Origin of the sequence: Bifidobacterium apri, from assembly GCF_009299485.1 — a bacterium.
Lineage (GTDB): Bacteria > Actinomycetota > Actinomycetes > Actinomycetales > Bifidobacteriaceae > Bifidobacterium > Bifidobacterium apri.
The window spans coordinates 273,482-299,668 of sequence record NZ_WBSO01000003.1 but is presented as its reverse complement, the minus strand read 5'-3'; the positions used below and the strand labels follow the sequence as shown (position 1 = coordinate 299,668).

The following is a 26,187-nucleotide window of genomic DNA, read 5'->3' as shown; positions in this document are numbered from 1 at the left end:
CAGGACCCGCTCGCTTGCCGTCAGGTGATTGTAGGATGGCATCGGTGCAACACCTTTCCAGGGATTGTTATTTCTCTTTCAACCCACAACCCTAGCCGAGGTGTTGCACTTGCACTTTGAAAACGGGGGACGACAGCCTGAACGCCATGTCTGATAGGCTGGTGGACACCATGCGCAGCCGCGGCATCACAGTCGAGCGGTATAACACCGAGCAAGAAATGATATCCGCCCTGATAGCGAAAAGAGGGACAGACCCCAAGCCCGATGACAACGCGCTGCAACGATCAGTGAATGCATACCTGCGGTGGCGCAGTCAGGAATTGGAGAGGCAGGATCATGACGAATCACAACAATCCGATCCAAGGGCGTGACACCGCCGACATTCCCGACATGTCCGACGATGACAGCAGCCACGACCATGACGAAGATGCCCTGATGGGTGCGCTGATGGCGGCCAACAACCCGATGGCATTGTTCGGCAGTGGCGACCCCGCTGCAACGGCAGCCAAAGACACGGATGACGCCGAAGAGGACGCTACAGATGCTACGGATGGCCATGCCGCCGTCGCCCCATTCGACGTGAACAGGTTCCTTTCCGGACTGGATGCCATCTACAGCGCGCATCGGGCCGGTCAGGATGCGGACGCCTACCTGCAGCAGGCTATGGCCGATGCGGAAAACGCCGGCGATGATGCCGGACTGCTCACCGTACTCAACGAAACGATGGGATTCTACCGTTCCCAAGGCCGGCACGAGGAAAACCAGTGGATTGTGCAGCGGGCGCTGGAACTCGGCCTGCGCATGGGGCTTGTCGGCAGCGAAGCGTGGACGACGACGCTGATCAACGCCGCCACCGCGATGCGGGCCGCGCATCACTATGACCAAGCGGCTGACCTATACCGGCAGGCGCTTGATAGCGCCGCCGCCACCTATGGCAAACATGACCGTCGTCTGGCAGCGCTGCACAATAACCTGTCCATGCTGTACAGCGAAACCGGCCACCCGGATAAGGCGTACGACCAGCTTGTGCAAGCCATGACCATCCTCAACGATTCGGGCGCCGACCCGCACACCGACCCCGATATCGCATCCACCTATGTCAATCTTGCGCTCGTGGAACTGCAATTGTGGCATGATGCCCGCGATCATGAATCCGCCGGCAGTGCCGCAGAGCGGACACAATCAACGTCCGAACTGCTCGACCATGCCGATGAGCACGCCCGGCAAGCGCTCAACATCTATCATCAAGGAAAGCTCACGCATAGTGCGCATTACGCGTCGGCGTTGGCGGGAGCAGCACAGGTTCAGTTCACGCGAGGAGCGTTCGCGGAGGCGGTGACGTCGTATCGCAACGCCCTCGACGTGATCGCTGAATGTTACGGCACCGACACGGATTATTACCGGACCACCAGTCAGAACCTGCAAGCGGCCGAAGACGCGATGGCGCAACAGGCGAAGCAGTCCGGCATGTCGAGCGATATCACGGATACCACAACAACCACTGCGTTCCCTGACGCATCGGCCGTCGGCGATGATTTGAGCCCCGACATCACCGGGCTGGCGCTGGCCAAACGCATGTGGCTTGAATACGGCAAACCTATGATTGCCGAACGATACCCGCAGTACCAGGGGCGCATTGCCGCCGGATTGGTCGGGCATGGTTCGGAATGCTACGGGTTCGACGACAAGCTCTCCCACGACCATGATTTCGGGCCCGACTTCTGCCTGTGGCTGACAGACGAGGATTACGCGCACATCGGCGAGCGCCTGCAAGCCGATTATGATGCGCTGCCGGACCGGTTCCTCGGCTTCGGGCCGCGCCAGTCCACGCCACGCGCCCAGGGTGATGGCAGGCGTGTCGGCGTATTCCGGATCGGCGATTTCTTCGAGTCTGTGACCGGGTACCGAACCGCCCCTGCCGCCGACCAGCCGCATGAATGGTTGATGCTGGACGAAGCGACCCTTGCCGCCGCGACCAACGGCCAGGTATTCGCCGACCCGTTAGGGGCGTTTTCCAAGACGCGGCAAGGCTTCAAGCTGATGCCTGACGACGTGCGGTTGTCGTTGATTTCACGGCGGCTGGGCATGATCAGCCAAGCGGGACAATACAATCTGCCGCGGATGTTGCGTCGCGGTGACGGCAGTTCGGCATGGATGTCGGTCAGCATGTTCGCAGATGCCGTGTCATCACTGGTGTTTTTAATCAATACGCCGGTGTCTGCCGGGTATGCGCCGTATTACAAGTGGCGTTTCGCCGCGTTGCGTCGTTTGAGCGCTCGGATGGGGACGCGGCTCGCCGGCGTGTGCGGCAAGGTGGAGCAGGTGTTGCGCTTGGCTGGCGTCGCTTGCTATGACGACAGCGGGCACGCACAGGATGCCGCTTCGGCCATGGATGCGTTGATTGATGCCATATGCGCGAATATCGTCGCTGAACTCAAGCGTGAAGGCCTGACCGACAGTGACGAGCGGTTCCTGGAATGGCAGCGGCCCCACGTCGAAGCGCATATCGTCAGCGATGCCGCCTGCTTGCATAGTCTGTAAACCGTACCGGCGCATGCAGAAGCCGACAAGCGGGATTGCCGCATCGGCACAGGTTTGCACAAGCTGATAGCGCTGGCGGCGAATCAGCCTGCGAGCGGCAGGACCGGCGTGGATATCATGGCAGATGTCCCGTGTCGTCAGGAAAGAAGGTTTCATGTCCCAGGAGTTGCCGATGATTCCGGTTCGTGCCGATGATCCGCTGCTTGAAACGGTGATCCGGCTGGAATGGGACCAGTTCCAGCGCACGGATAATGAAGGCGGGCGTGCGGCATGCCAAGGTAATTGGCCGATGTTCCATGAGATGCGATTAAGCCAGTTCCTCACGTGGACGCCGGCGTTGTTGGCCAGTTATGAACATGATTTGCGGCAGGCGGATCGTATCGGACGCAACCTGGTGACTGAAAAGTATGCGCGGATGATGGCTTCCACGGCCCCGGATATCTACCGTGAGCGCATCGAACCGTATATTCCCCGCCTGTCTGAGGATAGGATCGCCCGGCAGGAGCAGGTTATCGTCCGACAGGTCGCGTGGGCGCGGGCATTCGCCCAACGCTGGCCGGCGCTCGGCGGGGCGATGCGTGTCCTCACCACCGCGGAAGACACGCCGGAGCAGACCTCGTTCGAAACGTATCTGCGTGGCGAATTAGGCACATATTCGGACGCCACGTTCACCGAGTACGAACGGTTGGTGGACGCGATTGCAGCGCAGGGAGGCAACCTGACCGAGCAGACCGTGCGCAACACCGTGCGTTTGGACGGGTATGCGGGACTCGACGAAGCGCAAGCGGCACAAGCAGCACAGGCCGCACAAGCTGCACAAAGCGACGAATCCGGGACGATACAGGCATGAAGAACGACAACGAGAGCACAGACAGGGATACCGCCTTGGACACCACCACCGACGACCATACGGAACAGGGCACAACGGCACACACCGCACCAGCACGGAAACGGCATCGGCTCATGATGGTCGAAGGCGCGGCGCTGGTGATACTCGTCATCCTTGCCGGCATCGGTTCCGCAATCGGCGCAAGCTGGCGAGTGGAACCGTATACGGATCACATCACGGTCGGCTCGTCAAGCACCGCGATCGCGGCACGCAACCTGTCGACCGCGCAAGAGGGCACATACAAAGTCAAAACGACGAAACTGACCATCAAACTCACCGACACGGTCAGTGTGAACGCGATTTTGCGCGAACCGATCGGAGCGCACGGCACACGCCCGGCATGCGTGTTCGTGCATGGCGCCGGCACAGGCAAAGCGTCCGAAGTGTACGGCGATATCGCCCCGGCGATGGCGTCTGCCGGCATCGTCACGCTGGTTCCGGACAAACGGCTGGACAACTATTCGTGGACGAGCCGCGACTATCAGGCCATGGCCAGGGACTATCTCGTCTCGTGGAAGCTGCTTGCCGGATTAGACAACGTCAACCCGTCGCAGGTCGGCGTATACGCGGAATCCGAAGGCACGTGGATCGCGAGTGTGATGGCGAAGCAACAGCCGCGTATCGCGTTCATGATCCTCACCTCCCCGCCGGTGGTGCCGGGACGCGACCAAATGGCCATGGCGGCGACTTCGTATGCGACCATCGCGGGTGCGCCGCAAAGCGTGGTTGACGAGTTGCCGACACTGATCAGCCTTGATTTCTCGCTGGTCGGGCTGCAATATGCGGATTTTCCTGCGCAAGATTATTATGCCGCCCTTACGATGCCGTTGCTCATCAATTACGGAACCGTCGACCCGTCGATGCCGATCGAGCAGGGCGCGCGCACGCTGATTGATGCGGCGAAGGCCAACGGCAATACGAATGTGACCGTGCGATACTATCCGACGAATCATCAGATGCGTACCGGTTCGTCGCTGTCGTTGCCCGGTCTGCCGTTGGAACGGCATTACACGCATGACCTGGAAGATTGGACCAACGCCGTCATTGCAGGCGCCACCGCAGCGGACTGGTCCACGCCGATGATTGCCGGAAGCCAACCGCATCAACGATTCACGGCCCCTTCCAGCACTCCGCGCGGGATGATCGGTTCGGTGTCCCAAGCGCTTGCCCTGATGGCCGCGCAAATCCTGTGTGTGATCGCCGCGGCTGTCGGGGCAATCGTGTTGTGGGTTAGCGGACGGCTGCGTGGAGCACGAACACGCGTGCCCGCCCGCGGCAATTCCGCACACGCGGCAGGAGCGTCGATGCCAACGGTAACGTCAGCGATGATGACGACGCTGGCATCATCGGCGGGCGACGCGCTGGCGGAGCATACGCCATCCGGCAACACACCGCGATTCGGGCGCGGCATCGGCGCGATGCTCGTCGCGTGCGTCACGCTCCCCGTGCTGACTGCGGGCGGATTGGGTTGGTACTTGGCCACGCTCGGGAAGGCGGCATTGTCGTTGTCCAACCGTGCCGACGTGCTTCGACCAGGCTGGACCATGCTGCAAATTGGCGCTGCTGCTTGTCTGCTCCTGCTGTTCGTTCTGTTCACGATGGTGATGCATCATATCCGCCGAAATCCCGAAGAACCGTCCATCGCAACCGGTATGGGACATGTCATCGTCACTGTCCTCGCCATCGCCGCGCTGGTGCTGTCCATCATCGTGTTCATGTTCTGGGGTCTGAGATAACCCATCCCCTGTTGCTGCCGACGCTGAGCGGCATGTCAGCGTCGGCAGCAACAGAACCCCAACCTTCCACCGACGCTCAGCAGGATGTCAGCGTCGGCAGAAACAGAGCAACCCTCTGCCAGAAACAGAGGATTGATGCGACAATGACGGAGCGTAGGCAGACGGGAATTGGCCGACTGTCTACGCTCAGGAAGCGGGACGGATAATCAGTGAACGGCGTCCGCTGACTTGTCGCGATCGCGACGGGCGCTGGCCGTAGCGTTGATGATCGCCCAGACGATGGCGATGACAACCAATGCGACACCGGCAACGCCGATACTCACCGCGGCGACAACCCACGGGTCGACTTGGCCAAACGGCCAGTTCGGCACCATTCCCGCCATGACGATTGCCGCCACTCCCAACACGACCAGCAGCACGCCAAGTACCACGGTACCGGCGTTGACACCGCTGGGTGCCGGCGTGCGAATCACCGCTGCCGTCGAAGACGCCGCCGTGACAGGGCCGGCCGGAGTCCCCGTGTACATCGGGACCGTGTTGTCGCCGAGCGGATGCGATTGTTGAGGTTCCTCGCCGGCAGTCTGCCGCTGGCGGGCGAGTTCATCAAGCGGAATATCAGTCCGCGGGGCGGCGGGATGGACGGATGGAGTCTGCGCGTCCGACGAAGCCACATCTGGTTCCGCCGTCGAAGCCGTCTGCGGCATCACCGTCGTATCTCCCGGCGCTTGCGCATCCTGTTGTGAAGCGGCCTGTGGGATGACTTCCGTATCCGCGTTCCGTGGCATCACCATCGTGTCAGCAGTCGCCTCGGCGGGTTCCCGCAGCGTCGCCTGCGGCATCACCGCCGTGTCCGCCGGACGCTCAGCCGCGTCAACCTGCTGCATGGCTACGGTTTCGACCTTGTCCTGATCCGAATTGTTGACTTCACTCATTTCGTGGCCTCTTTCTTGGTGGTGTCATCGTAGATGCGGACGTAGCCCTTGCCGTTGCCGCCGTACGTCGCACTGACTTTCGCCTGGATGGTTGACGCCTTGATGCGCAGTTCCGGACCGGTCACGATATCGGTGGGTGAATCATCAAAGTCATCGAAATCGTCGAAATCCTCGTCATCGTCATCGTCATCCATGTCCGCGTCGTCATCTGCGCTATTGTCTTTCGCTTTGCCGGAATCCTTTGTCTTTGCGGGCGGATTGGCGACATGGCCTTCCTGATTCAGCGACGCATCGTAGCCGAAGTACACGCCGGCATCGGCGCCCACCTGGGCGAACGTCGAATCGTACAGCAGGTATTCCCCGCCGACGCTGTAGCGCTGGAATCCTCCCATCGTCTCAAACGCGTACGTGCAATACTTGGGCAGTTTCACCTGCACTTGCACGTTGCTCGCGACGATCCGATACGTGCCGGTCGGACAGTACGACAGGTACTGATGCTCAATATCAGTCATCTTGTGTGTGCCATACCGTTTGCCGTAGTCGCTCAAATCGATGGTCACCTTGTCGCCAGAATAGCTGTCGCCGACAAAGTAGACGCCATCGGTCAGCTGTTTGAGCGTCGCCTTGTCCGCGCTCAACGTCATCGAGCCATTGACATCAACCCGCTCATAGTGTTCCGCTTGCCGGTTGATATCAGCCAGGCAGTAACCGGTCGCTCCCGCGGTGAACATCATGACCATCGCGATGAACGCGGACAGCCACACCAGCGGATGCAAACCACCCGTTCTGCGACCGCGGATACCGAGAATGACCAGCAACGCGCCAAGTGCCACGCACACGCATCCGATCCAGCCGGTCGCCGAAGCAACCATGCTGACCAGCTGAGGTTCCTCATGATGCTGGTTCATATACCAGAACACCATGAGCGCCGCGGACAGCAGCACCAGCCCGAACGAGGCGAGTACGATCAGCGGACCGGCAGGCTTGCGTCTCGTGCGTATCACACGGGGTTGGGCGGGCACGACCGGGCGGGAGGAAGGCATTCCGCTGTACCCGTTGTATTGCGGGTATGGCGACGGCTGCGCGGGGCGGACTTCGGCCGGCTGCGGGCGGACAGCGGGATTGCCCGGCATGGGTGCGGCCTGCATCGGCATGGGGGCAGCCATCGGACGTTGCCGCCGGCCACGATACGATGTCGCGTTGAACATCACCAATACCAAGGCGAGCGCAACCAGCATCACCGCGGCAGTGACATCCCAACGCCAATGCACGCTCATCAGCCAAGACATCGCCACACTGGTGACGGCGAGCATGGCGATCGGGGCGAACACCCACTGCCAGCCGTCCCCGCCGTGCAGCACATCTTCGGCGATGATATGCCCATCAACGCTGTCCGGCATCAGCAGCCACGCGAACACGTACGCATAGATACCGAATCCGCCGCAGAACGCGAGGATGATCACGATGGCACGAACCAGCGCAGGATTCCAGCCCAGCCGGTGGGCGATGCCGGCGCACACGCCACCGATATACCGGTCATCGGTACGAACCAGATTGCTTTGCCTGATCCAACCGAACAACACGTCGCGCCAGTCGCGTGCAGGTTTCTTGTGCGGTTCGGGCTGGCTGGAAGGATACCAATTGCCGTTCCGGGCGTCGAACTGACCTGCCGCCGAGGAATTGGCGTATTGGCGTTGAGCATTGCCGTCACGGCTTTGTTGGCTGCCACGGCCTTGCGGTTCGCCGGATTGCGATTGCCATGCCGATGACGTTGATTGCGCGGATTGCCCCGGCTGCGTTGATTGCGTCGGCTGCGCCGCCGTATCGCCAGGCTGCCGTTGCGGCATCGGCTGTTCTGCTTGATCATGTGTATCGTTCATGCTTCCATTACAGCAATCCTTCACCGCCGAACGTATCGGGGAAACACCCGATTTATCCCTGAAAACAGGGTATGAACCCCTATCGTTGGCCTTCGGGGGCGCACAATGGAACCATGACATCTGTATCGAACGCGCCGCGACAGCCGGAAGTTCCGCCCGCAACCCGGCCGACAAGCGCCCAACCATATGGCGCCCAACTGTATGGTGCTCAACCGTATGGTGGTGTCGCGCCGCTCGCCCCCGCGAAACTGCCGTTGCTCAGACCGACATACGGCAGAATGCTGTGCGGGGTCTGCCGTGGCATCAGCCTTCATTTGGGCGTATCCGTATGGCTGGTACGACTCGTGTTCATCCTCACCTCGTTCGTGTTCGGCGCCGGTATCATCGCCTATATTTTTCTGTGGCTGACCATACCGGTCGGCGATCCCAGACTCGAAGCACAACGGCTGCGACCTGTCCATCAAGTCCCCCTGGCGAGAGGCAATGTCCCCTATCCTACGCAGCCGGCGACACCACCGGCATTCTACAGACAAGCCGCCGTCCCCTGGGCCGGTGGGGCAGCGGGACAGGCCGGCATCGCTGAACTGGCAACGCCCGCACGCGGCACCAGCACCAGCACCAGCACCAGCACCAGCACGGCGATACCACAAGGCGCAGCGGCATCGCCAAGTCTTCGCTCGCCAACCGCAGCCAACACCAATAACGCCGCCACCACCGGCACGGAAACATCCGGCGAAAGCCTGATGGACGCAATCCGGCGTGCACCCAAACCCGCCATCATCGCCTTGGCCGGCATCATCATGCTCGTCATCAGTATCATCATGCTGCGCACGGGAGAAACCACCATGCTTCTGCCCGCCATGATGACCGTCGGCGGCGTGCTCATCGCATGGCTGAGATTCAACGAGCAAGGCAGCCAATGGCCGACCGCCATCTTGGGGCTCGTCATCCTCGTCGCCGCATACTGCCTGGCAATCCTCCTGCAACCCGACGCCCCGAACCCGCGCGGCACCATCATGCTCGCCGGGGTCGCTCTGCTCGTGGCAGCCGCGCTCGCCGTCATTCCATGGATCATGTCGCTGACGAGCTCCCTCAGCACCGAACGCGCGCTCAAAGAACGCGAAGAAGAACGCGCGGATATGACCGCGCACCTGCATGACGGGGTTTTGCAAACGCTGGCACTCATCCAACTGCACAGCGACGAACCGCAGACCGTGCTCGCCCTGGCCCGCCAGCAGGAGCGCGAACTGCGCAACTGGCTGTATCAAGAGCGCACGCCACCAGACACATCCGTCAGCACGGGCATCAAAGACATCGCCGCCGAAGTCGAAGACGAGTCAGGCAAAGCGATTGAAGTGGTAACAGTCGGCGATGCACAGCCATGCACCCAGACCGACGCGCTGCTGAACGCCACCCGTCAAGCGCTGATCAACGCGGTCACGCACGGCGGGGAACCGATTTCCGTCTATTGCGAGGCCGGAACGACAACCGTGGACGTCTATGTGCGCGACCATGGTGAAGGATTCGATGTGGATGCCATACCCGAAGGTCGGCTTGGCATCCGCGAGTCCATCATCGGCCGCATCAAACGCCGCGGAGGCACCGTGCACATCGTGTCACGACCGCATTGGGGCACCGAAGTGCGTATGCACATGCCTATCGGCGGCACGTCGAATACCGCCAACGCACACACGCATATGATGGACAGCGCAGGCAACGACCAGCACAGGGCAGACCAGCTCAGTGCAGACCAGCACAGGGCATCAGGAATCGAGGAGCAATGAGCACCAGCGAACAAGGCAATACCGCAGACGACGCTGACATCCGCGTCGCCGTCGTCGACGACCACGAGATGTTCAGAGCGGGTGTCATCGCCACATTGCAACCGGCGTTCGATATCGTCGGGCAGGCGGGTGATGTCGAGGGGGCAATCGAGATGATTGCCGAGACCAAGCCCGATGTCGTACTGCTCGACGTGCATGTACCCGGCGGCGCAGGCGGCGGCGGTACGGAAATCCTCACCCGCTCGCACCCGCTCTCCCCCGCATCCGTATTCCTCGCGCTGAGCGTCTCGGATTCACCCCAGGACGTCGGATCGGTGATCCGAGCGGGAGCGCGCGGATACGTGACCAAGACGATAACCGGTGATGACTTAGCCAGTTCCATCCGGCAAGTTCACGAAGGATACGCCGTATTCTCGCCCAAACTCGCCGGATTCGTGCTGTCCGCCTTCCAAAACGGCGGCGTCGCACCGGAAGGCGAAATCCACGATGACGAGCTCGACCGGCTCTCCGCCCGCGAGCAGGAAGTCATGCGGCTGATCGCCCGCGGATACACGTACAAGGAAGTCGCCGCCGAATTGTTCATCTCGGTCAAAACCGTGGAAACCCACGTCAGCGCGGTGTTGCGCAAACTCCAACTGTCCAACCGGACCGAGCTGACGCGCTGGGCGGCAGACCGGCGGATTGTATGAATACGCGGGCGATGGCAACCATACCGATGCCATCTAGGCCGACTGCATCACCCGGTCAGCCATGTCGGCACCATGATCAGGACAATCCGAGCACCGAACGCGCCTGCGCTGCGGACCGGAATGTCACACCCCGCAGGCCAGCGACCCGCGCTCCACGCACGTTACGCGGATTGTCATCCAAGAACACCGTGGACTGGGGATCGACCTTGAACCGGTCAATCGCACGCAAATACAGGGCGGGATCGGGCTTCAGCAGACGCTCCTGCGACGAGACGACCGTATCAAGCAGCCGGCTGAACACCCCGAATCGCGAATGCGCGATATCAACCGCTTCGGTTGTGAAATTCGTCAATCCCCATACGCGCACACCGTCGGATTGCAAATCATCAACCAACTGATCCATGCCGTCGAGCACACCAAAAATTGCGCGTTCCTCGTGCTCGAGCCACATGCGCAGCACCCACGTGACCGCAGGACCATGATGCCGCGCGTATTCAGTTAGGACGTCCTGCGGCGGCACGCCGGAATCGAGCAGACGGTCGATGAAATCAAAACCCCACTCGTCTGCGGAGTCGAAAAACATGTCGATCACACCCTGCGGATACAGCCCTTCGAGCGCACGCCAAGGGCGCCAGTCAAGCAGGACGTCGCAATAATCGAATATCACGTCGGCGATCGGCCCGCCTTGTGAGGCGATGACGGTCTCATCGGGGTTCCATGATGTCTCGTGATTACTGCTGACAATGTCGTTGCGATCGCTGCTGCCGGTGGTGTCGTGATTGTGCTCGCTCATATTCATATTGTCGCGCATGTTGATGTCGACCGCCGCGGATGCATCAGCTCACCGTGTCGCCGGAGGTGCCAACAACGGCAAGTGCATTTCTCAACACCTGTTCACAGTACACCAAAGTCCTGGTCGGAACGCTCCGCAAGACACAGCACCGTATCAATGAAGATGTGGTACTTTCTCTTGTCTCCGAAATGCTCAAAGCCATTGACGAGTATGCAAAACATGACCGTGCCGAATTTGTCCGAGTGGTACAGGAAGCGCAGCCCAGCCAGTAGGCGGCAGAGGTCAGGAAACAGCGCACACGCCTTGCTACCGCCCAGCAGAGAGTGTCCGAGCTGGAAGTCCTGCTCTGTAAAATCTATGAGGGCAACATTTTGGGAAAGCTGTCCGATAGCAGATACGCCACTCTGGACGCTCAATACGAAAAGGAACAGTCCGAGCTTACCGCTGAAATCTCTGCTTTGGAAAAGGCAATCAAGAGCTACGAGAAGCATGAAAAGGACGCTGACCGTTTTATCGCTCTGATTGACAAGTATGAGAACTTCGACAAGTTGACGATTGCCATGCTCAATGAATTTATCGAGAAAATCCTTGTGAATGAGCGTGACCGCAAGGGCAGCATTCAGACCACACAGGAGGTTGAGATGTACTTCAATTTCGTGGGTCGTTTCGTTCCCCCGGTATTTGGCGAAGCGGAGCTGGCCCCAGAGGAATTAGAGGAAATCTCCAAGCGTGAGGAACGCAAGGACAAGACTTCATCAGAACTACTTGAAGCGTAAAGCCAGCGGAGCACAGAAGCGATACGAGGCTAAAATCAAAGAGAAGAAAAGGCAGAAATTGAAGCCCAGAAAGCCGCCATTCGTGCAGAGGACATTGCAAAGGGCGTGTTCGTTCCGGTCAGCCAGCTACCCACACGAGAGCCGCAGCAAGGAGGACAAACACCATGAACATCACTTACTCGCAGAATGGAGATTATCGAATCCCCAACATCGTTATCCGCAAGACCAAGCCCATCGGACACTACGGCATACTTCGCAAAGAGTATCTGGAAATGCACCACCCGATATTGTTCAATGAGCTGGTGCTATCCGACAAGCTCTTTGAGCATTGCACCGAGATTGACGAAGCGGCACAAAACCGCATGGAGCTGATCATGCGGTCGCTGGCAAAGCAAAACGGCGTGACCGAACAACTGAAAGCCGAAAACCAAATGGAATGGGTACGGCAAATGAACGCTTGCAAGGCACAGGCAGAGGAAGTTGCGAAAGCGGAATTGATTTATTATTGAGAGAGGAAGTCCGGGCAGAAAGCTGTTCAGACTTTTCTCATATATTCCAAAGTTGCAATAGAATCGTTACAAGTTTATGGCATAATTTGAAAGCGTAAGTAGACAAGAAATCGGAATTTATTGGAGTGACTGAATATGATAAAAAAGATGACAATAGATGACTATGAAAAGCTTTTTGAAATGTGGCAAAGTACACCCAACATGGGCTTACGAAGTTTAGACGATTCAAAAGAAGGCATTTCCCTTTTTTTAAAGCGAAATCCTAATACAAACTTTGTTGCTTACGATGATAACAAGTTGATAGGAGCGATATTAAGCGGACACGATGGTAGACGAGGTTATATTTATCACACGGTTGTTTTGCCGGAATATCGCAGACAAGGCATTGCTACCAATTTGGTGGATATGGCCGTGAAGTCATTGCAAGAAGAAGGCATTACCAGAGTATGCTTAAATGTGATGGAAACAAATGAGCAAGGCAAGAAGTTTTGGATAGATAGAGGTTGGGAGAAAAAGGATTTTTTAGGATTTTATAGTAAATCGATAACCAATAAAGAAAATCTGCCTTTGTTCAGTATGTAAAGAATAATAATATTAAATTCATGTTTTAGGAGAAAACATACCGTATGATTAGGCAAGCAACCTTTAATGATCTTGAATTGATTGAAGATACATATAACGAGCATTTCAGACATGAAATGGAACATGGCGCTTTTACAGTTTTCAAAAAAGGTGTATATCCAACTAAATGGGACGCAGAAAAAGCTATAATTTCTGGAACATTGTATGTTTATGAAGTTGATGACAATATTGCAGGAAGCATAATTGTCGACAAAGTACAGCCCATTGAGTATGAAGACATTAAATGGGAACAGGCGTGCACAAACAATGAAGTTATGGTAATTCACTTGCTTATGGTGCGTCCCAGCATGACAGGAAAAGGCATAGCCTCTTCTCTTGTTAGGTACGCTATGGAAATGGCAAAGAATAATTCTTGTAAAGCATTAAGGCTTGACACTGGAAATCAAAATATTCCTGCGGTATCGCTATATAAGAAATTAGGTTTTCAAGTTGTTTCAACTGCTTCTATGAAAGTAGGCAATATCATAGCACATGAAGGGCATTTATTCCTTGAAAAAGTGTTATAAACAAATTTGTGGCAGGAGATGTTATTATGATAATGGAAATACAGGGAGCAACAACAAATGATATAGATAGTATCGAAAAATATATGGAAACATACACGATGAGGAAGAAAAGGAATTGACTACAATTGGTTGGATTCGAAATATACATCCGACCAGAAAAACAGCTGAAGATGCTTTGGAGCGAAAGATTTATTCGTCATGGAGGACGAAGGCAAAATTGTAGCGGTAGCTATCATCAATCAAATCCAGGCGGATGAATACAAGTATGCAACATGGAAACATAGTGCAAAAGACAATGAAATCATGGTACTGCATGGTTTGGCAGTTGACCCATACCAAAAGAGTAAAGGGTACGGTAAGGCATTCGTAGCATTTTATGAAAATTATGCAAAGCGGCATAATTGTATCGCACTGCGCATGGACACAAATGTGCGAAACGCAAAGACAAGAAATTTATATCGAAAGTTGGGATATGAAGAAATTGGTGTTGTAAAATGTGTATTTAACGGTATTCCTGATGTGCAGTTAGTATGCCTTGAAAAATACTTAGTGTAAGTATAAAAAGGCAGTACAACGTAAAGATGACTTCCAGTTTGTCGAGCTGATACAATCCCCTTAGGAACTAAAGGGTGCACTTCTATACTTTCTTTCGGGAGTAGTGTGTCCTGCGGAGCTTCATTCTCCGTCAGCAGAAGAAAACTACATGACCAAGAACGTTTCGTCACGATCTTCCGTCAAGGGAGCTACACTCCCATGCGACGCTTGTGCGTCTATCCCTTGTGGACTTGCTGGCGGCGAACGGTTTTGACAAACCGTTCGCCGCCAGCAAGTTTGAAAAACTGAATACCAAAAAACTGACCGTTTACTGGTCGCAATCTGTGAACAGTTGACGGTCTTTTTTTTATCCCCATTTTCAAAAAAGGAGATCAAACAACATGGCAAAACCGAAAACCCTCGAACAACTACGAGCCGATAAGGAGAGAGCCGAGACGCGGCTTGCACGGGAACAGCACAAGCTGGAGCGTCCGGAAAACCGAAAGAAGTATCTGGAGAAAGGCGAGAGACAAAAGCGCACCCACCGCCCTTGCAAATCCGGGCGGCACGATTGAGAGTCTTGCCCCGGAGGTCAAAGATCTCACACACACCGGAATAACAGAGCTGATGGAGTACATCTTTTTTTCTCTGTCCGAAGTTCAGCGAGCCGTCCGACACATGGCGATTACCCATATCAGTAAAGTCAACAGAGAAAAGCAGATGAACGTCAATGCCACTATTCCATATGAGTGTCACACAGACCAAACGAAGCGCAGGACAGTCCGTTATTGCTTCTGCCGCTTATCGAGCCAGAGAGCGTTTGTATAGCAAGTATTATGGCGAGTACAGCGACTACACCCGTAAGGGCGGCGTGATCTGTTCCGACATTCTCCTGCCGTCCCATGCACCGCCCGAATACGCAGACCGTCAAACACTATGGAACGCCGTGGAAAAAGCCGAGCGTGGAAAGAACGCTCAGCTTGCATACATCTTTGACATTGCCTTGCAGAATGAGCTCTCCCTTGAGGAAAACATCGCTCTTGCAAGGCAATTTTTATTGGGCAGTTTGTGAGCCGGGGCATGGTGGTTGACTTCGCGGCATATAGGAACCAAAGTCATTGCTTTAGACTTCTCGTTCAGGTGTTCAAGACGGGCATGTGCAGGTCAGTCATTCGATTGAGGTGCCGGGTTCCGGGGCGTCTCCGTCGAAGGTTCCGTCTGTTGTTTGTGTTCACTTAGATGTGGACGGTTTCGTCACTATTTCTGAACAGTCGTGGCGTTCATTTTGGACGGTGTGGTCGGTTGCGGAATTGGGCATCGATGCCGTCCGGTATGGCGATCCGGCTTGGCGCTCTTCATGTAGCATGCCCATTCGCCTGCGAGGACACGGTGTCGTCTGGGAAGGCCGCGTGTCGCGCCCGTCGTCCTGCAACCCGGACACATCCAGCGTTGGCGCCCGAGCCGGTCATGGCCGTTCTTCTTCATCCTCGACCCGCACAATCCACACTCCGGGGCCCTGTTCGATCGTGTCCTCATCACTCCATGAAGACACAGGAACCAAGTCCGACACCCCGACACACTTACGGCCACAACGCCCGCGGGGATTATCAGCAATAACTTTGGTTCCTATATGCCTCAGATGCGCTGTTGGGGTTCACCGCGGATGCATCAGCCACCGTGTCGCCGGAAGGACTGCCGAATGGTACGGCCTGTGTCACAGCGGGCGTGGCGGCTTAGCGGTGCAGCCCGGCGGCGCGGCAGGATGCAAGTCGAGCATTGCGGAAGCATTGCATCAGGCGGCAACAAACGGCTCGGCACCCCGCCAGACGGCGTACCACACAATCCGGTTACACCACACCCCGGCCCAGCATCAACAGTTTGTAAGGACAGACAGCGGCATCAAACGGCTCGGCATCCCATCAGACGGCGTACCACACAATCTGGTTACGCCACACCCCGGCCCAGCGTCAACAGTTTGTGAGGACGGCCGGCGGGAAGCACCGTGAAACCGCTGGAACCGCGCGGTTTTCGGGTTAAATGACAAAATGTGTGTTTTATTCTGCCGCTTATCCCTACTGCCGCAAGGCGTGTCGCGGAGTGATTTTGGATCCGGGGCATTATCGGCGTCCCTGCTTGACTTTTCCGGAAAACCTGATCCAGCGGTTTCAGATGACAGGCGAAAGGACATCATCCCAGACACCCTCCAAATAGCAACCGGTAGAAGGGATATGACACCGACATTCACACGGATGGGGGCTTGACGCCAGGGCCCACCGAGCAGGATGCGCCAATGACGCTACCTTGACACGCCGGAATAAAACACACATTTTGTCATTTAACCCCGGTTCGGCTTGATAACAAGAAACCCCGTGGAGTGGACTCCACGGGGTATTGCGGACAGGGCGAGATTCGAACTCGCGGTGGCTTGCACCACAACGGTTTTCAAGACCGTCTCCATAGACCGCTCGGACACCTGTCCATGCGTTCGCACGCACAATCTTGAAGTCTACCACGAGGTCTGCATTTGGCAGAACCCGCACCTGTTCATCGATATCAGCGTGCGAACACGAATGCGAGACTCAGGCCTCCCACTTGCGCGGTTCAATGACTTCCTTGCCGCCCATGTACGGACGCATGGCCTTCGGAATCTCGATGGAACCGTCAGCCTGCTGATGATTCTCGAGGATCGCGACCAGCCAGCGTGTCGTGGCGAGCGTGCCGTTGAGCGTGGACACTGCACGGGTGGAACCGTCCTCAGTGCGCTCGCGGATGTTAAGACGACGAGCCTGGTATTCGGTGCAGTTCGACGTGGACGTGAGCTCACGGTAGCGGTTCTGCGTCGGCACCCAAGCTTCGCAATCGAACTTGCGCGCGGCTGAAGCGCCCAGATCGCCGGCAGCAGTGTCGATAATGCGATACGGCACTTCGACCTTGCCCAGCATCTCCTGCTCCATCTGCAACAGGTGCTGATGCTCGGCGCGGGAGTTCTCCTGCTTGCAGTAAACGAACATCTCGACCTTGTCGAACTGGTGGACGCGGATGATACCCATCGTGTCCTTGCCTGCGGCGCCAGCCTCACGGCGGTAGCAGCTGGACCAACCGCAGTAGCGCAGCGGGCCGTTGTCGAGGTTGAGAATCTCATTCTCATGCATGCCGGCGAGCGCGACCTCGGACGTGCCGACCAGATACTGGTCATCAGGCTCGCGCAGACGGTAGATCTCGTCCGCATGGGAGTTGAGGAAGCCGGTTCCGGCCATGACTTCGGGGCGCACCAGCGTCGGGGTGATGGCGAGTGTGAAGCCGTGTTCCTCAGCCTGGTCGACAGCCATGGTGAGCATGGCGATCTGCAGGCGGGCGACCGCGCCACGCAGGAAGTAGAAGCGGGAGCCGGAAACCTTGACGCCACGCTTCATATCGATGCCGGCGACGCCCTCACCGAGCTCGAGATGGTTCTTCGGTTCGAAACCTTCCGCGGCGAAATCGCGAATGGTGCCGACCTTCTTGACGACCACATAATCGTCTTCGCCGCCCTCCGGGGCTTCGGATTCGACGATGTTGCTGAGTTTCCACATCGCGGTCGTATAGTCGGCAGCCGCCTTGTCAGCGGTGTCCTTGTATTCGGCGACCTTGTTGGACAGTTCCTTGGTCTGGGCGATGATCTTCGCCTTGTCTTCGGGGGCTGCGGTGGCGATCTTCTTGCCCATGTCCTTCTGTTCGGCACGCGCGGCTTCGAAGGCCTTGAGCGACTCGCGACGGGTCTCGTCGGAGCGGAGCACCTCGTCGACAAGTTCGACGGACTCCCCGCGCTTGCGCTGGGATTCCTTCACAATGTCCGGGTGTTCGCGAATGAATTGAATATCAAGCATAGTTCAAGACTAATGCGGCAAGCAGACACATCACAGACCCCTCTATGCGACACCGTTATCAGTGCGCGCGCATTTCGTGGAGGGACCGTCAAATTCTCGAGATTTGCCCATAGACATCCCAGTAAAACCGATAAGAATAGGCATTATGCAGTCGTCCAAGATGCCCATAGCGGTTGTTGTTATCGCAATCATCATCGCCGTCGTAGCGATCGGTATCGCCGTATTCTTCCTCGTGCGCCGGCTGCGCCGCCGGCATGTCGCCAAAGTGCTTGAGCAGCGTGAGGACGACCAAGTCCATTACGCGTTCATCATCAATCCGTCCAAGCCGCAGGCGGATCAGCGCAGACGCCAAATCAAGTCGTTCTGCGAAAGCAAAGGCATCAAACAAATCGAGTTCATCGACACGCAGCTCGACAAAGACGGCCGCGCATGCGCGCTCGAAGCGCTTGGACACGGCGCGGATGTCGTCATCGCGGTCGGCGGCGACGGCACGGTTCGCACGGTGGCGAGCGCCATGTCCGGCAGCGAACATGCGATGGGCATCCTGCCGATCGGCACAGGTAATCTGTTCGCTCGGAATCTCAACATTCCCGTGGACGATTTCGAGGCGGCGCTGACCATCGCCACATCCCATGGTTCCAGGAAAGTCGATGTCGGGCGCCTGTCCCTGTTGGATGATCCGAATGAAGATCATCCGCATGCGTTCATGATCATCGGCGGTGTCGGTTTCGACGCGCAGATGATCGAGGAAACCGACCCGAAACTCAAGAAGAACATCAGCTGGCTGGCCTACTTCGTCAGCGGGGCGAAGAACCTGTTCACACCGAAATTCAAGGCCGATGTGACCGTGACGGATGCGCAGGGCAACACGCACACCGTCGAAGGACTGGTATTCCGCACGTTGATGGCGGGCAATTGCGGCGAAATACCGGTATTTTCGCTGATGCCCAGCGCTTCCTATGACGACGGGCTGCTTGACTTCGAAATCATCGACACATCCGGAGGACTGCTCGGATGGGCGAACCTGTTCAATGATGTGGTTCATCAGACCATCACCAAGAAGCCGCAGCAAAGTCCGCTGTCCACGAATTCGACCATCGAACAGATGCAGGGCGTCAGTGCCGAAATCAAGCTTGAAAAGCCGGCGCTCGCGGAGGTGGATGGTGATATGCTCGGCCGTACCCGGCATATTCTCATCACCGTCGACAAGCAATCGTTGACCGTGCGCGCACCGGAAAGCGATCCCGCCAAAGCCAGCGCGCCGGGTGCGGCAACGGCGACGGCATCCGCCCAACTCCGCGACAAGTCAACGACAACCTCCCCGTCACGATATCAAGAACGGTCCGTAGCACAACCCCAAACAAGTCTGTCTCTTGCCGAAGCCACTGTCGGCGCATGAAAACGCCGGAGCGCGCTCCCGGCATCCAGCTTTCGCCCGATGCCACGAATCGGCGCAGACGGAGGGCGACGACCGCCCCGTGCCACGTGTCGACTAGCTGCGTTCCGGGCCCGACGGCGCTACGCCGGCCTGTTCTTGCTCATCGACATCAGAGACCACACGGGCGACATGCAATGCCAGATAGGCGATTTCCGCCGCCGTCAACTCTGCCCCCAATCGGATGGCAACGACATCGGCGATTTTCCGTGCACACCGCACCTGATCGGGATAGGACTGCCTGATCGCTTCAATCACCGGCTCAGGCTCGCTGTCCAGTTGACGGCCTTGATAAATACGCACAAACAGATACCGCAGATGCGTGATGAACCGGCCGACACTGACATTATGCCGTCCGAGCGAAATATTATAGGTCTTCTCGATAATGGCGAGCATCTGCTGAATCACACCCGTCATGGTGTACGTATATGACAAATCCCCATTCGAAAAGCCCGCGTTGACCAAATGCAACGCGAACGCCACCGCCTCACTGCGGGGCAATGCGCCATGCAGGCTGTCGTTGAGCGCCGAAACCAGCGCCTCCCCCTGGACATACTCCCTGGCATACAGGGAACGGACTTCCGCATCGAGCGGGTATTCCATGGACACTCCGCGCTTGGCGCGACGCAAAGCACCGACCACATGGTCAGCAAGCGCCATGACGAGCGTGGGCGTCTCCTCGGCTTGCTGCCCGAGCCCCACACGCGTCATGGCGTCAGTGACCAGCCGAATCGTCTCCGGAGGAATATCCGCAAGCAATTCGGCCACATGATCCGGATCGCGGCCATCGGAAGGAACGAATTTCCGCACAACTTTGGCGTCATCGACCCTCTGGCCGGGCTTGGCTTTGAAACCAAGCCCACGACCAGTGAGGATCACCTCTTGACCGCCGTCGCGCGCGAGCACGACATTGTTGTTGAAAACGCGGAGAATATCCACGGCGTTCCTTCCGATCAGCCCACAATTCAGCGGGAGATCTCCAGGACGGCGTCTCCCGGCTTGACATCGACCCCCGTCTTCGGGGTCACACCGCCAAGCGCCGCGGTGTTCAGAACCGTCATCACAGTGACGGTGTTGAAACCTGCTGCCTTGACTTTACCAAAGTCCACGGTCACCAGCTTATCGCCGACAGTGACGCGCTGACCTTTGGCCACGACCGGAGCGAAACCTTCACCGTTCATCTTGACCGTATCGATGCCGATGTGCACGAGCACTTCGACACCATCATCGGTCTTGATGCCGAAGGCGTGTCCGGTTTCGGCGACTGTGGACAGCACGCCGGACACCGGAGCGTAGACGGTGGAATCAACAGGCTCGATACCGACGCCTTCACCGAGCGCGCGGGATGCGAACACCGGATCGCCTGCGTCATCAAGAGAGATGACATGGCCGGCAACCGGGGCGGCAACCGTCGTGGTGGCGGTCAGCGTAGCAGTCGCAGGCGCCGCAGGAGCAGCGTCGGACTGGGCGGCCGGAGCATCAGCAGCCACAGCGGGGGTCTCATCCATCGCCTGCTGGGCTTCAACCGCATGATCGGCGGCCTTCTGCTCAGGAGTGCGATAGTCGAGGGTGATGATCAGGAACATCGACAGGAAGAACGCGACAGCGATAGCAATCGCATAAACCCACATCTGGCTGAACACCGGGATGGTCAGCAGCGATGTGAAGGCGAATGCATTGGTGGTCACGCCATGCACGACCTGGCCGTTAGCCAAGGTGGACGGGAAGACCCAGCCGAGAATCGCGATGACCACGCCGCCGACGAAGCAGCCGATCAGCATGCGCTTGTACACCAGCTTGTAACGCAGGTGGATGCCGTACAGGCTCGGCTCGGACACGCCGCCAAGCAGGCCGGCCATCAGGGCGCCAAACGCGGTCTGACGCATATCGACGTTCTTCTCGCGCATCGCGATGACCAGCACACCGGCGGTCGCGCCGAAGCAGGCGAAGTTCCACACGCCCATCGGGCCTTGGATGAAGTCGTAACCCAGCGTGTTGATGTTGACCAGCATGAGGGCGTTGAGCGGCCAGTGCAGGCCGAGCGGCACGAGGAACGGATAAAGCATAGGAATGAGGATCGCGAAGATGAACGGCGCGTTGTTGTTGAGCCAAGCCAAGCCGACACCGAGGCCGTTGCCGACCCACACACCCAGCGGGCCGAGCAGGAACGCGGTGATCGGGATCATGATGACCATGGACAGGAACGGCACGAACACCATCTGCACGCTGTCAGGGATGACCCGCTCCAGCGCCTTGTAAACAAGCGCGAGCACGGCGACCATGAACAGCGGCACGAAGACGGAGCCGGAGTAATCGTTGAGCTGCAACGGCAGACCGAACACCTTGGTGGTGCACGACTGCGTACCCAGCGTGGCGTTGGTCACGCAGTGGAGGGCGCCCTTGGCCGCGGCCAGACCGCTCTTGTCGCCGAAGATGCCGGACCACTTGTCAGGCGCGGACAAGGCCATGAACTGCGGGGTCATCAACGCCGCCATGATGGTGGCGCCGACCCAGCCGTCGACCTTCAGCTTCTTCGCGCCGTTGTAGGCGATCATAATCGGCAGGAAGTAGAACACGCCTTCATAAGCGGCCTTGCACAGCAGCAGGGTCGGGCTTTCCGTGTCGTTGGTGATGACATGGCAGGCGATCAGCACGTTGAGGATCGCGATGATCAGCGACGCGCCGAGCAGCACGTTGATGATCGGGCGGAACGTGTCGGACAGGAACTCGAAGAAGTTGTCGACCCACGCGTGCTTGCCCTTGACCTTGGAACGTTCCTGGGCCTTGACTTCGGCGTTCGACAGTTTCCTGGAGCCGTCGTTGTTGACTTCGCCGCCGCCGATATTGGCCATTTCAGGCAGCTGCATGATCCTGTCGTACATGGAGGCGACACCGCCGCCGATGACGACCTGATACCGGTTGCCGCTTTGCGGGACGGCTCCGAGCACGCCCTTCATATGGTCGAGGCGGTTCTGGTCCACCTTGCCTGCGTCGACAAGTTCGAACCGCAGACGGGTGGCGCAGTGCGTCAGGCTTGTGATATTGCCGGGACCACCGACCGCGTCGATGATCTGCGAGGCAGTTGATTCAGCCATCGTCTTTCCTTCCTTGTACTGTTCTTCCACTTCGTGTTCACAAGGCGTCAGCAACAAAAAAGACCCGAGCCATGACAGCATATAGCCGTGCCGCCACGTCTCAGGTCTTGCGTCTTGTTTGACTTGCAACCCTGCAATAAACGAATCGCTTACACTATAGCGCTCCACCTCGTTTCTTGCAAGCATATCGAGGTCGATGACATGGAGCCCTTGATATTCCGCGGGTATCCAGAGCCGATGCCGTGCCGCACGCGCCGTGGGCACAGCCCAAAGCGGCCACGAACCGAGCCTCGCCAGACCGATGGCGCACACCGATACGGCACGCGTCTGCCGATTGCCGCCCATGCCGGCGCCATCGCCGATTGTTTGCATCAATTGTCTGCAAACGATAGCAAAACAGCGAACAGCAATGATTCCGCCGATGCAAACGTTTCATCAGTCTTATCTGTGGCAAGAATCGGCGATCGTTGCCATATGCCGGGATGCTGTTGAACGAACATCCAAACGACGTGGCACAATTGAAGGTATGGTAGCAAAAAACGCGGGTCTTCCCGCCACCCCAGCTGATTTGATTGACGTCGACGAGGTCATCGGCAAGTACTATGACATCATCCCCGACGTCAACGTCCCCGAGCAGCGCGTGAGCTTCGGCACGTCCGGCCACCGCGGTTCCTCCCTGAAGACCTCGTTCAACGAGGCCCACATCGTCGCCATCACGCAGGCCATCGCCGAGCACCGCAAGGCAGCAGGCATCACCGGCCCGCTGTATCTCGGCCGCGACACCCACGCCCTGTCCCTGCCCGCATGGAAAACCGCCATCGAGGTGCTGGTCGCCAACGGCGTGCGCGTGCGCATCGACTCCCGCGACGACTTCACCCCGACGCCGGTCGTGTCCCAGGCGATTCTGACGCACAACCGCGCAGCAGACGGCACGCAGCGCTTCTCCGGCGACGATCTCGCCGACGGCATTGTCGTCACCCCGTCGCACAACCCGCCCACCGACGGCGGCTTCAAGTACGATCCGCCGACCGGCGGCCCGGCCCCGGCAGAGACGACCAACGCCATCGCCAAGCGCGCCAACGAACTGCTGCCTGACTTCAAGAACGTCAAGCGCATCCCGTTCGAGCAGGCTGTCAAGTCCGATCTCGTCGAACGCTTCGACTTCCGCAAGCACTACGTTGAGGATCTGGGCAACGTCATCGACTTCGACGTGATCAAGTCCTCCGGTGTGCGCCTGGGCATCGATCCGCTCGGCGGCGCATCCGTCAACTACTGGCCGCTGGTCAACGAAGTGTACGGCACCTCCATCGAAGTCGTGCGCCCGCAGGTCGATCCGACCTGGCGTTTCATGACCATCGACCACGACGGCAAGATCCGTATGGATCCGTCCTCCCCGTACGCAATGAAGGGACTCGTGGACTCCCTCAACAACGGCGCTTGGGACAAGTACGATCTCGTCGGCGGCACCGATCCGGATGCCGACCGTCACGGCATCGTCTGCCCGAACTGGGGCGTCATGAACCCGAACCACTACATCGCCGTGGTTGTCGAATACCTGTTCGGCAAAGACAAGAACGGCCAGCCGAACCGTCCGGATTGGCCAGAAGGCACCGGCATCGGCAAGACCCTCGTGTCTTCCTCGCTCATCGACCGCGTGGCAGCCTCCATCGGCGCCAAGCTCGTCGAAGTGCCGGTCGGCTTCAAGTGGTTCGTTGACCCGCTGTTCACCGGCGAAGTCGCATTCGGCGGCGAAGAAAGCTCCGGCATGAGCTTCCTGCGCAAGGACGGCCGCGTGTGGACCACCGACAAGGACGGTCTCATCCCCGACCTGCTCGCTGCGGAAATCACCGGCAAGATGGGCAAGAACCCGGCAGAGCTGCACAAGGACCAGGTCGCCCGCTTCGGCGAAAGCTGGTACAAGCGCATCGACACGCCGACCACCCTTGAGCAGAAGCAGAAGTTCGCCAAGCTCACCGGCGACGACGTGACCGCCACCACCCTCGGCGGCGAGGAAATCACCGCGAAGCTCACCAAGGCTCCGGGCAACGACGCGCCAATTGGCGGTCTCAAGGTGACGACCAAGAACAACTGGTTCGCCGCCCGCCCGTCCGGCACCGAAAACATCTACAAGGTGTACGCCGAGTCCTTCGACTCCCCCGAGACCCTCGACAAGGTGCTCGAGGAAGCGACCGAAGTCGTCGACAAGGCGCTCGCTGAGTGATTGACATGGCGGCGAGGACTGCCACACCAATCGTGGCAGTCCTCGTGACAGTCCTCGTGGCAGTCCGGACCGCCTGAAAAGCCGGAAGACTGAAAGACCCCGTTGCGGAATGTGCTCCGCGGCGGGGTCTTTCGTTGTGTGTGGGCGGGGACGCCGCGGGGCTGTTGGGGTGTGAGGCCACATTTGACGTTGCGGCATGGAGCGACGTTGGCGCGGGGGACGTTGACGCGGAATGCGGGACGCGAGGCGCTGTGTTGGACCAGGGGATTCAAGGTGCGAAGCACGGAGCCGCTGCAGGCGGCGGATAACAGATTGGAGAGCAATGCGGATGCGTTTCTCACAATCTCGCGAAATCGCTGCACCGCACGAGATATTCAGAAACAGGCTCAACATCTCGTCATTGGTGGTCTCACGAACGAGATATTGAGAAGACTTGACATGCCCGATACCCATAACAAACAATGCTACAGATCAATCGACAGACACAGACCGCGCCTTTGAACCCTCAGCAGTAGTAGCAGAAAGACGCACGTACCCGGAGTGATGCATAGTAAATCGCATTCGTGATGCGATATAGACATCTATCGCGCGCTCAAACGGAATTCCCTGCTCTGATATTGCGATCCGCTTGATTTTCATCAGTGGCGTTCCAATACTGATCTCAAGAAGCTCCGACTCAAACTCATCGGACAGTATTGGCTCAAGCACTTCTTCGACCGATCCTGGACGCACTTCATAATATCGGTCAAAGATACTATAGAAAGGTTCCGTCAAATCCTTAGATAAGAATTGCGGAAACAAGGCTGTCGGCAAATGACTCATTTCCAATGACAACGGTCTCTCGTCAACTCGGCGCAATCTGACAACATTGAATATTGTAGATTCATGCGGCAATTTCAACATTCTCATGTCTGACGGCGATGCCGGCGCAATCGCAGCAGACACTACGCTGGAAGACAGGATACCGCCTTGCCTTCGGACGATGGCGGGCAATGACTCTTCGGTGTTGATGTTCCGTTCAAACCTGCCATCGGAAACGTAGACGCCTCCGTTACGGCCAATCAACCGCTTGATTTCATGATGCTGTTCCATCACCGCCAAGGCATTTCGAAGTGTTGCGCGTGACACTCCAAGCTGCTTAGCCAATTCACGTTCAGATCCGAGCCGCTCTCCTACTTGGAAATCACCATTGCGAATGAGCGCATGGATTCTCCGTATCTCATCCGTCTTCCAATCCTCGTCATCGCTGATATGTCTACTCACCGTCATTTCTGTCACCCGTCTTCTTATACCGTCCGCATGGTTTCCTCCTTACCAGTCGAATGTAAAAAGATCATTTCCCGTTTCTTGCATGCAACC

Annotated in this window: 23 protein-coding genes and 1 tRNA gene; 15 read left to right on the top strand and 9 right to left on the bottom strand. The window is 57.8% G+C overall.

Translation table 11 applies throughout. The features are described from left to right. Window positions 1–465: 465 nt before the first annotated feature. From DSM100238_RS03885 to DSM100238_RS03875, 3 genes are all read left to right on the top strand, one after another. The gene (locus DSM100238_RS03885) at window positions 466–2,541 is read left to right on the top strand and encodes a DUF4037 domain-containing protein (RefSeq protein ID WP_152355405.1); all 2,076 of its coding nucleotides are present in this window, start codon (window positions 466–468) and stop codon (window positions 2,539–2,541) included. A 154-nt stretch (window positions 2,542–2,695) separates the two neighbouring features. Continuing rightward, window positions 2,696–3,391, top strand: coding sequence for a DUF4125 family protein (locus DSM100238_RS03880; RefSeq protein WP_152355381.1), 696 nt, complete (start codon window positions 2,696–2,698; stop codon window positions 3,389–3,391). Then, window positions 3,388–5,166: an alpha/beta hydrolase family protein gene (locus tag DSM100238_RS03875; protein WP_152355380.1), complete on the top strand. Its 1,779-nt coding sequence runs from the start codon at window positions 3,388–3,390 to the stop codon at window positions 5,164–5,166. Before DSM100238_RS03880 ends, DSM100238_RS03875 begins: the two co-directional genes overlap by 4 nt. 206 nt (window positions 5,167–5,372) lie before the next feature. Here the strand turns inward: DSM100238_RS03875 and DSM100238_RS03870 are convergent, their stop codons facing one another. Further along, window positions 5,373–6,098, bottom strand: a complete 726-nt coding sequence (locus tag DSM100238_RS03870) for a hypothetical protein (RefSeq protein ID WP_152355379.1) — start codon at window positions 6,096–6,098, stop codon at window positions 5,373–5,375. Continuing rightward, window positions 6,095–7,978, bottom strand: a complete 1,884-nt coding sequence (locus DSM100238_RS03865) for a PspC domain-containing protein (protein ID WP_167511015.1) — start codon at window positions 7,976–7,978, stop codon at window positions 6,095–6,097. Before DSM100238_RS03865 ends, DSM100238_RS03870 begins: the two co-directional genes overlap by 4 nt. A 113-nt stretch (window positions 7,979–8,091) precedes the next feature. Between DSM100238_RS03865 and DSM100238_RS09515 the strand changes: the two genes are divergently transcribed. Then, on the top strand, window positions 8,092–9,762 hold the full coding sequence (locus DSM100238_RS09515; RefSeq protein WP_276608010.1) for an ATP-binding protein: 1,671 nt from the start codon (window positions 8,092–8,094) through the stop codon (window positions 9,760–9,762). Next, window positions 9,759–10,451, top strand: coding sequence for a LuxR C-terminal-related transcriptional regulator (locus DSM100238_RS03855; RefSeq protein WP_152355377.1), 693 nt, complete (start codon window positions 9,759–9,761; stop codon window positions 10,449–10,451). Before DSM100238_RS09515 ends, DSM100238_RS03855 begins: the two co-directional genes overlap by 4 nt. 76 nt (window positions 10,452–10,527) lie before the next feature. Here DSM100238_RS03855 and DSM100238_RS03850 read toward each other — a convergent pair whose 3' ends face one another. Next, window positions 10,528–11,244: an HAD family hydrolase gene (locus DSM100238_RS03850; RefSeq protein ID WP_167511014.1), complete on the bottom strand. Its 717-nt coding sequence runs from the start codon at window positions 11,242–11,244 to the stop codon at window positions 10,528–10,530. A 38-nt stretch (window positions 11,245–11,282) separates the two neighbouring features. On the opposite strand from DSM100238_RS03850, the gene DSM100238_RS09460 reads away from it, so the two are divergent. The 8 genes from DSM100238_RS09460 to DSM100238_RS03815 all read left to right on the top strand — a co-directional run bounded on the left by DSM100238_RS09460 (window position 11,283) and on the right by DSM100238_RS03815 (window position 15,283). Then, complete coding sequence (locus DSM100238_RS09460) at window positions 11,283–11,516, top strand: hypothetical protein (RefSeq protein ID WP_205730685.1); 234 nt, start codon at window positions 11,283–11,285, stop codon at window positions 11,514–11,516. A gap of 51 nt (window positions 11,517–11,567) precedes the next feature. Continuing rightward, complete coding sequence (locus tag DSM100238_RS09455; RefSeq protein WP_205730684.1) at window positions 11,568–12,020, top strand: DUF4368 domain-containing protein; 453 nt, start codon at window positions 11,568–11,570, stop codon at window positions 12,018–12,020. A gap of 164 nt (window positions 12,021–12,184) precedes the next feature. Next, window positions 12,185–12,529, top strand: a complete 345-nt coding sequence (locus tag DSM100238_RS03840; RefSeq protein WP_152355375.1) for a TnpV protein — start codon at window positions 12,185–12,187, stop codon at window positions 12,527–12,529. A gap of 147 nt (window positions 12,530–12,676) precedes the next feature. Further along, window positions 12,677–13,111, top strand: a complete 435-nt coding sequence (locus DSM100238_RS03835; protein ID WP_205730683.1) for a GNAT family N-acetyltransferase — start codon at window positions 12,677–12,679, stop codon at window positions 13,109–13,111. Window positions 13,112–13,155: 44 nt separating this feature from the next. After that, window positions 13,156–13,677: a GNAT family N-acetyltransferase gene (locus DSM100238_RS03830; RefSeq protein ID WP_152355373.1), complete on the top strand. Its 522-nt coding sequence runs from the start codon at window positions 13,156–13,158 to the stop codon at window positions 13,675–13,677. 198 nt (window positions 13,678–13,875) lie between these two features. Beyond that, window positions 13,876–14,232 (top strand): GNAT family N-acetyltransferase, encoded by a 357-nt coding sequence (locus tag DSM100238_RS03825; RefSeq protein ID WP_205730682.1) that lies wholly within the window; start codon window positions 13,876–13,878, stop codon window positions 14,230–14,232. Window positions 14,233–14,612: 380 nt separating this feature from the next. Beyond that, on the top strand, window positions 14,613–14,786 hold the full coding sequence (locus DSM100238_RS09740; protein WP_205730681.1) for a DUF3847 domain-containing protein: 174 nt from the start codon (window positions 14,613–14,615) through the stop codon (window positions 14,784–14,786). A 170-nt stretch (window positions 14,787–14,956) separates the two neighbouring features. Then, complete coding sequence (locus tag DSM100238_RS03815) at window positions 14,957–15,283, top strand: MobA/MobL family protein (protein WP_205730680.1); 327 nt, start codon at window positions 14,957–14,959, stop codon at window positions 15,281–15,283. Window positions 15,284–15,468: 185 nt separating this feature from the next. Here DSM100238_RS03815 and DSM100238_RS09690 read toward each other — a convergent pair whose 3' ends face one another. The 3 genes from DSM100238_RS09690 to serS form a co-directional block, all read right to left on the bottom strand. Beyond that, window positions 15,469–15,747, bottom strand: coding sequence for an IS1/IS1595 family N-terminal zinc-binding domain-containing protein (locus DSM100238_RS09690; RefSeq protein WP_420809195.1), 279 nt, complete (start codon window positions 15,745–15,747; stop codon window positions 15,469–15,471). Window positions 15,748–16,605: 858 nt separating this feature from the next. Further along, window positions 16,606–16,690, bottom strand: a tRNA-Ser gene (locus DSM100238_RS03810). Window positions 16,691–16,790: 100 nt separating this feature from the next. Beyond that, window positions 16,791–18,077 (bottom strand): serine--tRNA ligase, encoded by a 1,287-nt coding sequence (gene serS / locus DSM100238_RS03805; protein WP_152355372.1) that lies wholly within the window; start codon window positions 18,075–18,077, stop codon window positions 16,791–16,793. A 145-nt stretch (window positions 18,078–18,222) separates the two neighbouring features. Between serS and DSM100238_RS03800 the strand changes: the two genes are divergently transcribed. After that, complete coding sequence (locus DSM100238_RS03800; protein WP_376831050.1) at window positions 18,223–19,476, top strand: diacylglycerol/lipid kinase family protein; 1,254 nt, start codon at window positions 18,223–18,225, stop codon at window positions 19,474–19,476. A gap of 93 nt (window positions 19,477–19,569) precedes the next feature. Here DSM100238_RS03800 and DSM100238_RS03795 read toward each other — a convergent pair whose 3' ends face one another. Together DSM100238_RS03795 and DSM100238_RS03790 are read right to left on the bottom strand one after the other, a co-directional pair. Continuing rightward, complete coding sequence (locus DSM100238_RS03795; protein ID WP_152355371.1) at window positions 19,570–20,451, bottom strand: PRD domain-containing protein; 882 nt, start codon at window positions 20,449–20,451, stop codon at window positions 19,570–19,572. A 26-nt stretch (window positions 20,452–20,477) separates the two neighbouring features. Further along, on the bottom strand, window positions 20,478–22,607 hold the full coding sequence (locus tag DSM100238_RS03790; RefSeq protein ID WP_152355370.1) for a glucose PTS transporter subunit IIA: 2,130 nt from the start codon (window positions 22,605–22,607) through the stop codon (window positions 20,478–20,480). 526 nt (window positions 22,608–23,133) lie between these two features. Here DSM100238_RS03790 and pgm point away from each other — a divergent pair. Beyond that, complete coding sequence (gene pgm, locus DSM100238_RS03785) at window positions 23,134–24,828, top strand: phosphoglucomutase (alpha-D-glucose-1,6-bisphosphate-dependent) (protein WP_152355369.1); 1,695 nt, start codon at window positions 23,134–23,136, stop codon at window positions 24,826–24,828. 471 nt (window positions 24,829–25,299) lie between these two features. Here the strand turns inward: pgm and DSM100238_RS03780 are convergent, their stop codons facing one another. Next, complete coding sequence (locus tag DSM100238_RS03780) at window positions 25,300–26,097, bottom strand: GntR family transcriptional regulator (protein WP_152355404.1); 798 nt, start codon at window positions 26,095–26,097, stop codon at window positions 25,300–25,302. Between the last annotated feature and the right edge of the window lie 90 nt (window positions 26,098–26,187).

Bases quoted from the DNA above. Each gene is read 5' to 3' on its own strand.
- DSM100238_RS03885 (WP_152355405.1), top strand. From the start codon at position 466: ATGGCATTGTTCGGCAGTGGCGACCCCGCTGCAACGGCAGCCAAAGAC.
- DSM100238_RS03880 (WP_152355381.1), top strand. From the start codon at position 2,696: ATGTCCCAGGAGTTGCCGATGATTCCGGTTCGTGCCGATGATCCGCTG.
- DSM100238_RS03875 (WP_152355380.1), top strand. From the start codon at position 3,388: ATGAAGAACGACAACGAGAGCACAGACAGGGATACCGCCTTGGACACC.
- DSM100238_RS03870 (WP_152355379.1), bottom strand. From the start codon at position 6,098: ATGAGTGAAGTCAACAATTCGGATCAGGACAAGGTCGAAACCGTAGCC.
- DSM100238_RS03865 (WP_167511015.1), bottom strand. From the start codon at position 7,978: ATGAACGATACACATGATCAAGCAGAACAGCCGATGCCGCAACGGCAG.
- DSM100238_RS09515 (WP_276608010.1), top strand. From the start codon at position 8,092: ATGACATCTGTATCGAACGCGCCGCGACAGCCGGAAGTTCCGCCCGCA.
- DSM100238_RS03855 (WP_152355377.1), top strand. From the start codon at position 9,759: ATGAGCACCAGCGAACAAGGCAATACCGCAGACGACGCTGACATCCGC.
- DSM100238_RS03850 (WP_167511014.1), bottom strand. From the start codon at position 11,244: ATGAGCGAGCACAATCACGACACCACCGGCAGCAGCGATCGCAACGAC.
- DSM100238_RS09460 (WP_205730685.1), top strand. From the start codon at position 11,283: ATGCATCAGCTCACCGTGTCGCCGGAGGTGCCAACAACGGCAAGTGCA.
- DSM100238_RS03840 (WP_152355375.1), top strand. From the start codon at position 12,185: ATGAACATCACTTACTCGCAGAATGGAGATTATCGAATCCCCAACATC.
- DSM100238_RS03835 (WP_205730683.1), top strand. From the start codon at position 12,677: ATGACAATAGATGACTATGAAAAGCTTTTTGAAATGTGGCAAAGTACA.
- DSM100238_RS03830 (WP_152355373.1), top strand. From the start codon at position 13,156: ATGATTAGGCAAGCAACCTTTAATGATCTTGAATTGATTGAAGATACA.
- DSM100238_RS03825 (WP_205730682.1), top strand. From the start codon at position 13,876: ATGGAGGACGAAGGCAAAATTGTAGCGGTAGCTATCATCAATCAAATC.
- DSM100238_RS09740 (WP_205730681.1), top strand. From the start codon at position 14,613: ATGGCAAAACCGAAAACCCTCGAACAACTACGAGCCGATAAGGAGAGA.
- DSM100238_RS03815 (WP_205730680.1), top strand. From the start codon at position 14,957: ATGAGTGTCACACAGACCAAACGAAGCGCAGGACAGTCCGTTATTGCT.
- DSM100238_RS09690 (WP_420809195.1), bottom strand. From the start codon at position 15,747: ATGAGGACACGATCGAACAGGGCCCCGGAGTGTGGATTGTGCGGGTCG.
- serS (WP_152355372.1), bottom strand. From the start codon at position 18,077: ATGCTTGATATTCAATTCATTCGCGAACACCCGGACATTGTGAAGGAA.
- DSM100238_RS03800 (WP_376831050.1), top strand. From the start codon at position 18,223: ATGCAGTCGTCCAAGATGCCCATAGCGGTTGTTGTTATCGCAATCATC.
- DSM100238_RS03790 (WP_152355370.1), bottom strand. From the start codon at position 22,607: ATGGCTGAATCAACTGCCTCGCAGATCATCGACGCGGTCGGTGGTCCC.
- pgm (WP_152355369.1), top strand. From the start codon at position 23,134: ATGGTAGCAAAAAACGCGGGTCTTCCCGCCACCCCAGCTGATTTGATT.
- DSM100238_RS03780 (WP_152355404.1), bottom strand. From the start codon at position 26,097: ATGACGGTGAGTAGACATATCAGCGATGACGAGGATTGGAAGACGGAT.